The following is a 13,994-nucleotide window of genomic DNA, read 5'->3' as shown; positions in this document are numbered from 1 at the left end:
CTTCCTTCGGACCGCCTTCCAGCGGGCCCTCCGGGCGCTTCGTTCTTTCGTGTTCCCAGCTTATCAGATGTTCTCCGTGCCGTTTCCGGCGCTTCTCTCATCCAACTCGCTGATGTCTTCTGCGGCTTGACGCCCCGTCCGACGTTTCAAACTCTAGCCGATCCCCGCCCTGAAAGGCGAATCCGACCGCAACCCATATAAACAGGCATCACGAATAAGGCCTGAGCCGCACCGTCAAAATGACAAAGCACAGCCCGGTCCGAACCGGAAAGTGGTGTTTCAGGGATTGGCCGCCCCGGGACCGTCCGCGTAGATACGTGTCCGGTGCTCCCAGCCAGGCAGCTCGAAGAACACTAGACCTGTCAGGGAGGCGAGTCAAGTGCCGGCCCTGGGTCCGGGAGGGCCGGGAGCCCCTCGTCGACCGGCAGCTGGAAGGTCAGGACGGCGACGTCGTCATCGTGGTCCGACGTGACGCCCATGGCCCTGAGCAGGCGGGCGCAGATCACCTCGGGAGCGCCGGCGGCGCCGGCCAGGGTACGGGCGAGCAGGTCGAGGCCCTGGTCGATGTCCTCGTCCCGCCGCTCGACCAGTCCATCCGTATAGAGGACACCGGTGGTGCCGGGGAGCAGTCGCAGGGTGTGGGAGACATGGACGCCGCCGCCGGTGCCCAGGGGCGGGCCGTTCTGTTCCTCGCTGCGCAGCACGGTGCCGTCGGGGCAGCGCAGCAGCATCGGCAGGTGGCCGGCGGAGGCGTAGGTGAGCGCGTGGCGGGCGGGGTCCCAGACGGCGTAGGTGCAGGTGGCGATCTGGTTGGCGTCGATCTCCATCGCGAGGCCGTCCAGCAGGCGCATCACCTCGTGCGGCGGCAGGTCGAGCCGGGCGTAGGCCCGGACGGCGGTGCGGAGCTGGCCCATCACGGCGGCGGCGCGCAGGCCGCGTCCCATGACGTCGCCGATGACCAGCGCGGTGCGGCCACCGTCGACGGCGATGACGTCGTACCAGTCGCCGCCGACCGCGGCCTCGACCCCACCGGGCTGGTAGGTGGCGGCCACCCGGAGGTCGGCGGGCTGGTCGAGCTTCTGGGGGAGCAGGCTGCGCTGGAGGGTGACGGCGGCCTCGCGCTGGCGGCGTTCGGCCTCGCGCAGACGGGTGGCGGCGAGCACCTGGTCGGTGACCTCCGCGGCGAAGATGAGGACGCCGGCGGGCAGCGCGTCCCGCGCGCCCTCGGTCTCCCCCGACTCGCCCCGGACCTCTCCCCGGTTCTCGCGGCGGCCCTCGGCCCGGCTCTCCGCCAGGGTCTCGGCCCGGCTCTCGTGGCGGCTGAGCGGGACGCAGGAGACGTTGTAGTAGCGGTTGCCGGTGAGCCCGAGGATGCAGCGGGCCTTGACGCTGCGCGGGCTGCCGCCGCGGATGACCTGGTCCATCAGGGGCAGGACGCCCATGGTGCCGAGCTCCGGCAGCGCCTCGCAGGCGGGCAGACCGGTGGGTCGGTCGCCGAAGAGCTCGCGGTAGGCGCGGTTGGCGTAGCCGAGCTGGTGCAGCGGGCCGTAGGTGACGGCGACCGGGGCGGGGATGCGGTTCAGCACCTCGCGCAGGTCCTGGGGCCGCTGCGGGTCGAGCACCTCGGTCGGGCTGACGAGGCTGGTGGGGTCGCGGGGGCTGGGGACCACGACGCCGTCGCCGGTCGGCGCGCCCTGGTCGGTGCCGCTCCCGGTCGGTGGGGCGGTCCGCCAGGGGGCTCCGGTGAGCCGGGCGCTCCAGCGCATGAGGTTCAAACGACGGCCGCTTCCTCGTTTTCCAGGCATATCATCACTTTTTGTGTGCGGACTGGCACACCGGGTAATGACTCGGTCGGGCCGATCCTGTCAGGCGGAGGCCCGATTCCGGAAGTCGCGCGCGCCAGGCGCGGCCGTCTTGTCGGTCACAGCGGGACTGCCGGCGGCGCGCCGTCAGGTCGGCCGGTCGTCCGTGACCCCGGTGCCGAACCCCGCCTCGAACTCCGATCGGGGGTGCTCCAGCGTCCCGAGCGAGACCACCTCCCGGGAGAACAGGCCGCCCAGCACCCAGTCCATCAGCACCCGCACCCGCCGGTCGGCGCTCGGCAGCCGGCGCAGGTGCCGGGCCCGGTGCAGCCACCAGGCGCGCCGGCCGGTGAGTCGCCCGCCGCGACTCGTGTGGGCGACGGCACGTCCCAGGCCCAGCGAGGTCGAGCAGGCGGCGCGGTCCGGTCGGTACTCGACGATGCCCTCGGCGCGGGGGCCGCCCTCCAGGGCGACGAGGACGTTGGCGGCGAGCAGCTCGGCCTGGGCGAAGGCGTGCTGCGCGTTGGGGGCGCAGGGTGCCCCGTCCGCGTGCGGGTCGGGGACGGCAGCGCAGTCCCCGGCGGCCCAGACCCCGGGCAGCGCCCGTCCGTCGGGGCCGACCGCCTGGAGGGTGGCCAGACAGCGGATCCGGCCGGTGGTGTCCAGCGGCAGGTCGGTGTCGCGCAGCAACGGGGACGGGCGCACCCCGGCCGTCCAGACCAGGGTCCGGGCGGCGAAGCGGCTGCCGTCGGAGAGCACCGTGACCCGGCCGGCCGCCGACTCCAGCCTGGTGCGCAGCCGGACGTCCACGCTGCGCTCGCGCAGCTGGGCCAGCGTGTGCGCGGCCAGCTCGGGCGACTCCTCGGCGAGGATCCGGTCGGTGGCCTCGACCAGCACCCAGCGCAGGTCCTCGGGGCTGATGTTGTGGTAGCCGCGGACCGCGGTCCGGGCCATGTCCTCCAGTTCGGCGAGCGCGCCGACCCCCGCGTAGCCGGCCCCGACGAAGACGAAGGTGAGCGCGGCCTGGCGCAGGGCCGGGTCCCGGGTGGCGGAGGCGAGGTCGAGCTGCTCCAGGACGTGGTTGCGAAGGCCCACCGCCTCCCCGACGGTGGAGAAGCCGAGGCCGTGCTCGGCCAGCCCCGGGACGGGCGCCGTCCGGGACACCGAGCCGGGGGCCACCACCAGGACGTCGTAGTCGAGCTCGACCGGCGCGGGCGGTTCACCGTGCGCGGCGGCGTCGGCCCAGGCGCGGCGGGTGGCGTGCTCGATCCGGGTGATCCGGGCGGTGAGCACCCGGCACTCCGGCAGCGTCCGGCGCAGCGGGACGACCACGTGGCGGGGGTCGATCGAGCCGGCCGCGACCTCCGCGAGCAGCGGGTGGTACGTCAGGTAGGGCTGCGGTTCGACCACGGTGATCTCCGCCTCGCCCCGGCGCAGCCGCTCGCGCAGGCCGCGCTGGAGGTGCAGCGCCGCGGACATCCCGGCGCAGCCGCCGCCGACGATCAGAATTCTGATGGCGAACCTCCTGCCGATGCGACCTTCCCCCGGCCCTCGGCCGGGGGTACCCCCCACCACGCCCTCAATGAAGGACCGTCGGGGGGCCTCTTGTCCACAGTCCGTGCCGGGTCGGTTGGGGCGGGAGTTGCCCGGTGGGGCCAGATGTGCTGTCGGGGTGAGTTTCTGACGCACTTTCGGCTTCGAACGGCCGTGAACTATGGTCGGATTGTGCATCGGGGCAGCCATCGCCATGACAACTGGCGGCGACGCACCGTGGAGCGGCCATTACGGCCTGTTCCAGTGTTGGCTCGACAACCCGACTGCGGGACGGTGTTCCGGGGAAGGGTAGTTCCCGGACGAGGCCCCGTACGGTGCCGACGCTCAGGGCCGGATGCGCGACCCCGGCCCGGTGGCACCGGCCCGTGGCGGAGTCCGCGTGGCCGTGCGCGTGCGGTCGGGCGGGTGGGGTCAGGCGCCACCCGGGCGCGGCGAACGACACAACCGGCAACGAGCGATGGGTCATCGGGTCATTTCTGACAGACGGAGCTGCACCGGGGGGTGCAGGGGCGGGCGACGGCAGGGTCCGGGATCGGGCACCTGCGGGGGAGAGTTGGGATGATGGAGCAGGAGCGACTGTTGGGCCGGGCGGCGGTACCGCGCATCGGCCAGGGCGTGGTGCCGGAGCAACGCGGCCCCGCGGACCTGCCACCGCAGGCCGGGGTGGCGTACGCGGCGATCCCCTACCCGGCCGAGCCGCCGCAGGGCGGCACCGGGCCGGTGTCCGGCGCCCGGCTGCGGGTGGACGCCCGGCGGAACCTGGAGAGCGTGCTGCGCGCGGCCCGCGAGGTGTTCGGCGAGTTCGGCTACGGCGCGCCGATGGAGGAGGTCGCGCGCCGGGCCGGGGTCGGGGTGGGCACGGTGTACCGCCGCTTCCCGAGTAAGGAGGTGCTGGTCCAGCGGATCGCCGCCGAGGAGGTGGCCTGGCTGACGACACAGGCGCGCGAGTCGCTGTACGGCGGCGGCGGTGCCTGGGAGTCGCTGGCCGGCTATCTGGCCCGGGCGGTGAGCACGGGGGCCGGGCGGCTGCTGCCGCCGGAGGCGTTCCGGTACGCGGAGGAGCTGGGCCGGGTGCCCGAGCAGCGCGTGATCGATCCGGCCGGGGCGGGTGCCCTCCTCGGTGCTCGGTTCGAGCCGCGCCACGGCGGGCCGCTGCCGGACGGCGCCGGCGAACCCGCCGGCGACGCGGACCCGCGGTTGCTGCTGCAGCTGCTCGCCGCCCTGGTGGCCCGCGCCGGCGCGGCCGGGGAGCTGCGGCCGGGGGTCACGGTCGCGGACGTGGTGCTGGTGCTGACCGCCTCGGTGCCGGTGCACGCGGCGCGCACCGCGCCGGGGGCCGACCCGTACACGGCGCCGGTGTCCGCCGCGTTCGGCGGTTCGTTCCCGGCGCCGGGTGGTCAGCAGACGGACGGTCAACCTGTCGAAGGGCCGGCCGACCGGTTGCTGCGGATCCTGTTGGACGGTCTCCGGGCCCGCTGATCGCCCCGTGCGGGCGGCTGCCGTCCCGCGCCGGCCCGGGAGTTGGGATCGGCCCGGCGCGCGCGGCCGGGCCAGGCGCCCGGTGCGGCCGCCGCCGCACCGGCTCACCGGGCCGGGCCGAACAGATCCGCGACGGCCCCTCGGAAGAGTGGGTCACGGCGGTCCGGCTACCGCCCAACTCTGCGCTATGCCATCCTTTGCCCGTGGTTGGAGTCAATGTCCCGATGCGCGCCGTTCGCGCGCCCTCGGCGCCGTACAGCGGGGACCCGTGCGCTCACGCGCTCCCATGCGCTCCGCCGCACCACGGGGGCTGTCGTGGAATCTGGGGTCCGTTGTGAGCGCCGAGGAACAGAACGACTACGGCTACGGCCTCGACTTCGGCCGCTCCGGAGCGGGCGGACCGAACAGCGGGACGGGTGGCCCGGACGGGTCGCCCGGTGCGCCGGAGCACCTTCCCGGCCCGCTGCCGAGTGCCTCGGGGCAGGTACCCGACCAGGCCGGGATGCCCAGCCGCGAGACGCTCTCCGCCTCCGACGCGCTCCCGCCCACCCGGGTTCCCGGCCAGGCCCCGGCCGGCCGGGGCGGGGTGGCCCCCGAGGCCTTCGTCGGCAGCCGCTCCCCCGCCCGGCCGACCGTACCGGCCCCCGCCGACCCGGTGGACGGCGAACGCCCGGCCTCCGACGCCGAGTTGACCGCCCGGGTCCGGGCCGGCGACGACACCGCGTACGAGGAGATCTACCGCCGGCACGCCGACTCGGTGCGCCGTTACGCGCGGACCTGCTGCCGGGACAGCTTCACCGCCGAGGACCTGGCCGGTGAGGTGTTCGCCCGCACCCTGCAGGCGCTGAAGGCGGGCAAGGGGCCGGAGTTCGCCGTCCGCGCCTATCTGCTGACGGCCGTCCGCAACGTCGCCGCCGCCTGGACCCGCAGCGAGCGGCGCGAGCAACTCGTCGACGACTTCAGCACGTTCGCGCAGACCTCGGCCGCCACCGTCGATCTCGACCTGGCCGACCCGGGGGCCGACGCCTGGGCGATGGCGATGGCCGACCAGCGCATGGTGATGCAGGCCTACGCCGAACTGCCCGAGGACGACCGGATGGTGCTCTGGCACACCGAGGTCGAGCGGGAGTCCCCCAAGACCGTCGCGGTGATGCTCGGCAAGACGGCCAACGCCACCGCCGTCCAGGCGCACCGGGCCCGCGACCGGCTGGCCGCGGCCTTCCTCCAGGCGCACGTCTCGGGCAGCCAGGCCCGGGCCTGCGAGGCGTACGCGACCCGGCTCGGTGCCTACGCGCGCGGGTCGCTGCGCAAGCGGGCGTCGGCGGAGGTCGGCCGGCACCTGCAGGAGTGCGACCGGTGTACGGCCGCCTGCCTGGAACTCTCCGAGATCAACCACGGTCTGCGGGCGCTGCTGCCCGGCGGCGTGCTGGTCTGGATCGGGGTCGGCGGCTTCGGTGCCGCCGCTGCCGCCGTGGGCGGCGCGGCGGCGGTCGGCGGTGCGGCGGCCGGAACGGCGGCCGCCGTCTCGGGCGGCGCGGCCACCGGGACGACGGGTGCGACGGCCGGGGCGGCAGCGGGTTCGACGGCCGGTTCCGCCGCCGGCGCGGCGGCGGGCTCCGCGGGCGGCGCGGCGGGCGGGAGCGGTGGTGCCGGCGCGGCGGCGGGCGAGGGCCTGGGCCTGGCGGCCAAGGCCGGGATCGCCGCCGCCGTCGCGGTGGCCGCGGCCGCCGTCGCCGCCTACGCGCTGACCGGCTCGCCCGAGCCGAAGCCCCCGCTGGCCGCGCCGCCGGCCTCCTCCCCCGCCGTGCCCGCGCCGCCGCCGGTGGCACCCGTGCCGAGCGCGGCGCCGAGCACCCCCGACCCGGTCGCGGTGGAGGAGCCCGTGCCGAGCCCCTCGGCCACGCCCTCCCCCTCGCCGTCGCCGTCCGCCACACCGCGCCCGGCGCCCAAGGCCGTGCCGCCGCCCGCGCCGAGCAGCCCGCCCGCGTCCTCCCCGGCGCCGCCCGCGCCGACGCCGACGGCCACCCCCTCGACGCGGCCGACCAGGCCCGCGGTGCCGCCGGTGCCCGAGGTACCGACCCCGACGGCGCCCGCGGTGCCGACGCCCGAGGTGCCGGTCCTGCCGACCCCGACGGTCCCGCCGGTGCCGACCCCGACGGTCACGCCGCCCGCCCCGACCGACTTCTGGGCCGACGACCTGCCCGTCCTGAAGCCCGGCAACAACCGGGTGCCACCACCCGGCCCGAGCATCCGGCAGCAGGGCAGCGACTGGTTCTGGCAGCGTGACAGCGTCTCGATCGACGGCACCCGCCAAACCCACGGCATCACCGTGCACGCGCCGGCGACCACGCTCATCGACCTCAACCGCGTCTGCACGTCCTTCGACGCGGTGGCCGGGGTGGACGACCTCACCGCCTCGGTCGGCGGCGTGGTCTTCTCGGTGCAGGGCGGCGACGGCCGCACCCTGTGGCGGTCACCCACCCTGGCGGCCGGCGACGACGCGGTGCGGGTGCGGGTGTCCTTGGCCGGGCAGAAGTCGATCCGACTGGTGGTCACCCCGGCCCACGGCATCTGGTCGGCGCTGAACGTGGCCGACTGGGCCGAAGCCCGCTTCAGGTGTGTCTGAAGCGGGCTTCGGGAGGTCCGGCCGCACGGGCCGGCGGGCGCGGTCGGGTCAGATCGCGCAGGAGCCGTCCGCGCAGGCCTCGCCGGCCGGGACGACCGGCACCGGCGCGGCCCGGCGCTCGCCGATCTCGTCGGCGACCTGCTCCAGCACCTTCCGGAAGGTCTCGGCCTCCTGGCCGCCCTGGACGGCCCACTTGCCCTCGAAGACGAAGGTCGGCACGGCGGTGATCCCCAGTTCGCGGGCCTCGGCCAGCTGCGCGCCGACCTCCGCGACGCCCTCGTCGCCGGCGAGGTAGGCCGCCACCCGGTCGCGGTCCAGGCCGACGGCCGCGGCCACCTCGGTCAGCGCGGCCCGGTCGCCGACGTCCACCCCGTCGCTGAAGTGGGCCTTGAGCAGCGCCTCCTTGAGCCGGCCCTGCGCCGCCGCGCCGTACTCGGTCTCGGCGAGGTGGAGCAGCCGGTGCCCGAGGAAGGTGTTGGCGTGCAGTGCGGCGTCGAAGTCGTAGCTGATGCCCTCGGCGCGGCCCAGGTCGGCCACCCGGGCGTCCATCTCGACGGACTGCGGGCCGTAGCGCTCGGCCAGCCAGGCGCGGTGCGGGCTCGCGGTGGCCGGGGCGTCCGGCACCAGCTGGTAGGGCCGGTAGACCACCTCGACGTTCTCCTTGCCCGCGAAGCCGTCGAGCGCCTGCTCGAAGCGGCGCTTGCCGATGTAGCACCAGGGGCAGGCGATGTCGGAGTAGATCTCGACCTTCATGGCGGGGGTTCTCCAGGGGTGGGGAGGATGGGGTTCCGAGATAGGTGAACGGTGAACCATCTCGGGACATTCCCGGCGCGCCCGTGACCTGGCACCCGCTGGTCCGGGGGCAGCGCGCTCCGGCGCACGGCGCACCGGCCCAGCGTGAGGCTTTGTACGAGCGCCCTGAACCGGCGGACCGATCCGGCGAAGCGGTCAGCGACCCGGGGGCGCGGTCAGCGACCCGGCGGTGCGGTCAGCGACCCGGCGGTGCGGGCACGATCAGGACCGGGCAGGCCGCGTGATGGACGGCGGCCGAGCCGACCGAGCCCAGCAGGAGCCGGCCGAAGCCCCCGTTGCCCCTGGTGCCGAGCACCAGCGTGTGCTGCCGGGCCGAGGCGGCGAGCAGCACCTCGATCACATTGCCGAGCACCACGTGCAGCGACAGCTCCCCCCGGTACGGGCGGATCCGGGCCCGCTGCACCGCGGCCACCGCGCGGCGCAGGCCGTCCGCCATGCTCTCGACCAGGGTCTCGACGCTCTCCTGCACCAGCTCGGCCATCCCCGGCGGGTACCCGGCGGGCGCCGGGTTGACCACCGCGAGCACGTACAGCGGCAGCTCGAACCGCTCGGCCTCGGTCATCGCCCGGTCCAGCGCCCAGAGCGAGCCGTCCGAACCGTCGCACGCGGCCAGCACCCCGGGCGGGCCGCCCGTCGGCGGCCGGCCGAGCACCGAGAGCACGACGGGGACGGACGGATCCGGGCTGGCGCTGGTCACCACGGCCTCCACGGGAACGGGACGGGATGGCGTCATGATCGCCCGCCCGGGGGACCGGGCCGTCGAGCCGCGCCGAGCCGGCCGCCCCGCACCCGATCGGGCCGGTCAGGCGAAGCGGGCGGCGGGGAGCGCGGTACGACGGGCGAGCGGCAGACCGGTCCAGCAGGCGCCGTGGCGGCGGGCGCGGACCCGGCGGAGCCAGAGCTCGACGGAGACCAGCTCGGCGAGGCCCGCCAGGGTGCCCGGCGCGAGCGGGGCCGCCGGATCGGCGGAGCGGGCGAGGCCGGCCCGGACGGCGGGCAGGTCGATCAGCCCCGCCTCGGCGAGCAACGGGGCGTCGAACAGTTCGGCGATGCCGTCGGCGGCGAGCCGCAGGCCCGCCCGGGCGGGGGCGGTGCGGTCGGGGCGGGGGCCGCGGCCCCAGTCGGACGGCAGGTCGGTGCGGCCGGCGCCGGTGAGGACGGCGTGCAGCAGGGCGTGCCGGGCTCCGGGCTGGAGCCGGATGTCGTCGGGCAGCAGCCGGGCCGCGCGCACCACCTGGTTGTCCAGGAACGGCGCGTGCAGCCGCTGGCCCGGCTGCTCGGCGGCGTGCACCAGGGTGCGGAACCCGCGTGCGTGCCGATGCAGGGCGTACCGGGCCCGACGCACGCCCGGCGGCTCGGCGGGCGCCGGCTCGCGCGCCGCCAGGCGCAGCCGCAGCGCGACCGCGGAGAGCGCGTCGTCGGAAAGCCAGCGGGCCGCCGGTCCGGGCACGCACCAGGCCAGGTCGTCGGCCGAGCGGGCGCCCGCCGTGCCACTGCCGTCCGGTACCTGCCGGAGCGTCAGCCGTACGGCGGCGTCGTCGAGAGCGTCGGCGTACCGGATCCGGGAGAGCCGGTGTGCCGCGCGGACCACGGTGAGCGGGGTGCGCAGCGCACCCGCCAGGACGCCCGCCGTCGCCCGGTCGGCGCCGGCCAGGGCGGCGACCGGGGGCAGCAGTTCGCGCGGCCGGCCGGCCCGGACGAGGTCGGCCAGCCGCGCCGGGTGCCCGTCGAGCACCTGGCGGGCGCCGTAGCCGGTGAGGTGGTCGGTGCCGCCGGCGTCGAAGCGGGCCTCGGCGCCACCGGCGGCGATCAGTTCGGGCCCGGGCTCGTCGGTGAGACGGCCGGTCCGCGGGTCGGACCGCAGCTCGGCGTAGGGGAGGGTGTCGGGGCCGGGGGCGAGCACGGTGTGCCGCAGCCGGGGGGTGGCGGGAGCGAGCGCCGGGGTGGCCGGGCCCTCGGTCTCGCCGAGGGTGACGGCGGCCAGTTGCTCGGGGGCGGGCCGGCCCGGACCGGCCGTCCGGACCCAGGAGCCCTTGACCGCGCCGTTCCTGGCCGGCCCGCCGGATCCGGACGCCGGACGGGCTCCGATGCCCCCGGCCCGCGCCGCGACCGGTTCCCCGCCGCCGGGCGCGGACACGGGCGCGGTGGCGGTGACGGGCGGGGTGACGGGCGCGGAGGCGGGCGCGGAGGCGGTGACGGGCGCCGGCGGGACGGCGGCGGCGAGCAGCGCGACGGTGGCCGAGGCCGTCCCGTACGAGAGGTCGACCCCCAGCCGGGCCCGGCCCGCGTCGGCGGCCCCGGAGCCCGGGGTGCGGACCCGGGAGCGTACGGACTCCAGCAGCGCGCGGGTGAGTTCCCGGACGGCCGGTGCCTCGCCGCGCGACCGTGTCTCCCCGCCGGGCTCGTCGTACGTCGCGAGGTAGGGGCGGCCGCCGCGGATGGCCAGCGTGTGGCCGGGCGGCACCCGCTGCACGCCGAGGTACGGGGTGCCGGTGCCGAGCGCCTCCGGCGACTCCGGGCAGGCGAGCCGGGCGGCCAGGTGGCCGGTGTCCAGGGGCGCGCCGACCAGGTCGGCGAGCGGGAGCGCGGCGGTGGCGTACGCGGTGCCGTCGCCCCACGGGGTGTGGAAGACGGGCTGGGCACCGGCCAGGTCGGTGAGCAGCGCGGTCGACCGGGTGCCGGTGCGCAGGACGACGGTGTAGCTGCCGGGCCAGGTGGTGAGGTGGCGGACGGCACCGCCACGGGCGGCGGCCAGGCCGGCGGCGAGCTCGGCGTCGGAGGCGCCGCAGTGGCCGAGGACGGCGAGCCGGGTGGTCGCGGGCGTGTCCTCGACCTGGTCGGGTGCGGCGGGGCCGGTGGTGACCACGGCGGGGGCGCCGGGGCGCAGGGTGACCAGCCGGATCTCCTCGGGCCGCCAGTCGCCGACCGCCCAGAGCGGACTGGGCCCGGTCCAGAGGGGGCGCGCGGCGATCGGCGCCACCGCGCCGGGCGCCTCGTGCGCCGGGGCGCCCGCTCGGGGCGCACCCGTGCTCCAGCCCGTCAGCCACCGCATCGCGCCTCCACCGGACGAGGACCTGCACCGCGCGGCGCGTCCTCCGCCGGGCAGCTCCGGCCGGCCCGTGGCGTGCCGCGGCGGCCGGCCGCCGCGATCGGGCGCGCCGTCAGGAGACATCGTGCCACCGCTCGCGCGTCCCGTGACCGGAGTTGTCGTTTCCGATTCGCCACCCGGCGACCGGGCGACTCGCCGACCCGGCGGCGGGTGCGGCGGAACCGCCCCGGCCCGGCGGTCGCGACGGCCGGGCACACCGCCGCCCGGCAGCACCCTCCCGACGGGTCCGACCGCGAACCGGCCCTCGGGGGCACGGCCGCGGGGTCACGTCTCGGCGCCACGCCCGCGCGGTCCCGGCCGGACGCCCCGCCCGCGACGGCACGCCGCGCGCCGACGCGCGGAACCGCCGGACGGTCACCGTCCGACCGGGCGGGCCGGGCCTCCCCCTCCCCGGCCCGGACCGCCCTTGCGCCGCCCTTGTCATGGCCATCGCGACATGGCCGAAAGGCGCCGTCCGGCCCGGGAGGGCATCCGCATGCCCTCCCGGACTTCGCCACCGTCCGCGGGGATGGAGACGGCGGCATCCCCCGGCCCGCCGGGTCCTCGACGGCGGGCCGACCCACGACCACCAGCGAATCGCCGACCAGCCGGTCGGGCCAGGGGGCACGGCCGGGCGCACATCGACACGGGACCGGAGCACGAGGCTCCGGCGGAGGCCGGCCCGATCGCCTCCGGCCACTTCCGAGCGGTCGGCCCGGCCCCCGCGGGACCGCCCACCACCGGCCGCCGGGCGCGCGATCCCGCCATCCGGAATGCGGCCTCTTAACCCTCGGAACGCGTCCGACTACTCTAGGTACAGCAGCTACGGCCCGGTGCCGCCCGGGCCCCGCGCACAAGGCCGCAGGAGGTGCCGCCGCCACCATGACCGTCAGCCCACGAGGACCGAACGAACGGCTCGGCACGCTCCTGACCCTCGCCCAGATCAGCAACGCCGGCCTGGCCCGCCGGGTCAACGACCTCGGCGCCCAACGGGGGTTGACGCTGCGCTACGACAAGACCTCGGTGGCCCGCTGGGTCAGCAAGGGCATGGTCCCGCAGGGCCCGGTGCCGCACCTGATCGCCACCGCGATCGGTGGCAAGCTCGGTCGGCCGGTACCCCTGGAGGAGATCGGCCTCGGCGACACCGACCCGGCGCCCGAACTGGGCCTGGCCTTCCCGCGCGAGGTCTCCGAAGCGGTCCGCTCGGCCACCGACCTGTGGCGGGTCGACCTCGATCTGCGGCGCGGCCCCGGCGGCGGCCGCTGGAGCGACAGCCTGGCCGGCACCTTCTCGGTCGCCGCGTACGCGACGCCGGTCTCCCGCTGGCTGATCAACCCGGCGGACGGCTCGGTGGCCCGCGAGGCGCCGCGCGCGCCCGCCGAGGCGGGCTCGTACCGGGTCGGCCACTCGGACGCCGCCAAGCTCCGCGAGGCCGCCCAGGAGGCCCGCCGCTGGGACTCCAAGTACGGTGGCGGGGACTGGCGTTCCTCGATGGTGCCGGAGTGTCTGCGGGTGGAGGCGGCTCCGCTCCTGCTGGCCTCCTACAGCGACGCGGTGGGCCGGGCGCTGTTCGGCGCGACGGCCGAACTCACCCGGCTGGCCGGGTGGATGGCCTTCGACACCGGTCAGCACGAGGCCGCCCAGCGGTACTACATCCAGGCGCTGCGACTCGCCCGGGCGGGCGCCGACGTGCCGCTCGGCGGCTATGTGCTGGCCTCGATGAGCCTGCAGGCCGGCTACCGGGGCTTCGCCGAGGAGGCGGTCGACCTCGCCCAGGCCGCGCTGGAACGCAACCGCGGGCTGGCCACGGCCCGCACCATGAGCTTCTTCCACCTGGTCGAGGCCCGGGCCCAGGCCAAGGCCCGCAACGCCGCGGCGTGTGCGACGGCGCTCGGCGCCGCGGAGAGCGCGCTGGAGCGGGCGCGCGCCGGGGACCCCGATCCGGCGTGGATCGACTTCTACGCCTACGACCGCCTCGCCGCCGACGCCGCCGAGTGCTTCCGCGACCTCGGAGTGCCCTCCAAGGTCCGCCAGTTCACCCGGGAGGCGCTGGCCCGGCCCACCGAGGGGTTCGTCCGCTCGCACGGGCTGCGACTGGTGGTCTCCGCGATGGCCGAGGCCGAGGCGGGCAACCTGGACGCGGCGGTCGCGGCCGGCGAACGGGCGGTCGAGGTCGCCGGCCGGATCTCCTCGCAGCGCAGCCGCGAGTACGTGGTCGAGATGCTCCGCCGTCTCGAACCCTTCCAGGGGGAGCGCCGGGTCAGGGAACTGACGGAGCGGGCCCGCGCGGTGATCGTCGCCCCGGCCTAGCGGATCCCCGCGGTAATTCGGATGCACCGGCGGGAGGGGCCTGGCTATGGTCTCTCTCGTCCAGGTGCGCAGGCAGAGGTTACTTCCACTGTTAATGGGCGGGTCGCGGGTTCGAGTCCCGTCACCGGCTTTCGGGCCGGTGTAGCTCAGTCGGTAGAGCAGCTTCGTCACCTCAGCCGCCTTCGATCTCCGGACACCACATTCCTGAATAGGTTTTCCGCACCTCCCGGTGCGACGGCAGCGGTTACTTCGGTCGAGTGCCCCCAGTGGGGCGCGTTGAAGCTGAGTTCCATCGACCGCCGCCCACCTTGATCTCGGGAGG

The 13,994-nt window shown here is 76.3% G+C and carries 7 protein-coding genes and 1 pseudogene; 3 read left to right on the top strand and 5 right to left on the bottom strand.

Going from position 1 to position 13,994, the window contains the following annotated elements:
• Positions 1-374: 374 nt before the first annotated feature.
• A pseudogene (locus ACFXHB_RS27085) lies at positions 375-1,805 on the bottom strand (PP2C family protein-serine/threonine phosphatase); the annotation flags it as partial.
• 144 nt (positions 1,806-1,949) lie between these two features.
• Positions 1,950-3,281 (bottom strand): NAD(P)/FAD-dependent oxidoreductase, encoded by a 1,332-nt coding sequence (locus tag ACFXHB_RS27080; protein ID WP_380577252.1) that lies wholly within the window; start codon positions 3,279-3,281, stop codon positions 1,950-1,952.
• Positions 3,282-3,914: 633 nt separating this feature from the next.
• Between ACFXHB_RS27080 and ACFXHB_RS27075 the strand changes: the two genes are divergently transcribed.
• Both ACFXHB_RS27075 and ACFXHB_RS27070 read left to right on the top strand, forming a co-directional pair.
• Positions 3,915-4,835 (top strand): TetR/AcrR family transcriptional regulator, encoded by a 921-nt coding sequence (locus tag ACFXHB_RS27075; RefSeq protein WP_380577249.1) that lies wholly within the window; start codon positions 3,915-3,917, stop codon positions 4,833-4,835.
• 334 nt (positions 4,836-5,169) lie between these two features.
• Positions 5,170-7,461, top strand: a complete 2,292-nt coding sequence (locus ACFXHB_RS27070) for a sigma-70 family RNA polymerase sigma factor (protein ID WP_380577248.1) — start codon at positions 5,170-5,172, stop codon at positions 7,459-7,461.
• A 48-nt stretch (positions 7,462-7,509) separates the two neighbouring features.
• Here the strand turns inward: ACFXHB_RS27070 and ACFXHB_RS27065 are convergent, their stop codons facing one another.
• The 3 genes from ACFXHB_RS27065 to ACFXHB_RS27055 all read right to left on the bottom strand — a co-directional run bounded on the left by ACFXHB_RS27065 (position 7,510) and on the right by ACFXHB_RS27055 (position 11,326).
• Positions 7,510-8,214, bottom strand: coding sequence for a DsbA family oxidoreductase (locus ACFXHB_RS27065; RefSeq protein WP_380577247.1), 705 nt, complete (start codon positions 8,212-8,214; stop codon positions 7,510-7,512).
• 235 nt (positions 8,215-8,449) lie between these two features.
• Positions 8,450-8,971 carry a universal stress protein gene (locus tag ACFXHB_RS27060; protein WP_380577246.1) on the bottom strand — a complete coding sequence of 174 codons (522 nt, stop codon included), beginning with the start codon at positions 8,969-8,971 and terminating at the stop codon, positions 8,450-8,452.
• A 105-nt stretch (positions 8,972-9,076) separates the two neighbouring features.
• The gene (locus tag ACFXHB_RS27055) at positions 9,077-11,326 is read right to left on the bottom strand and encodes an asparagine synthase-related protein (protein ID WP_380577245.1); all 2,250 of its coding nucleotides are present in this window, start codon (positions 11,324-11,326) and stop codon (positions 9,077-9,079) included.
• 918 nt (positions 11,327-12,244) lie between these two features.
• Between ACFXHB_RS27055 and ACFXHB_RS27050 the strand changes: the two genes are divergently transcribed.
• A complete protein-coding gene (locus ACFXHB_RS27050; protein ID WP_380577244.1) occupies positions 12,245-13,672 on the top strand; it encodes an MFS transporter in 1,428 nt (475 codons plus the stop codon).
• Positions 13,673-13,994 lie beyond the last annotated feature (322 nt).

This window comes from Kitasatospora sp. NPDC059327, from assembly GCF_042752535.1.
Classification (GTDB): domain Bacteria; phylum Actinomycetota; class Actinomycetes; order Streptomycetales; family Streptomycetaceae; genus Kitasatospora.
This window is presented reverse-complemented; position numbering and strand designations above follow the sequence as displayed.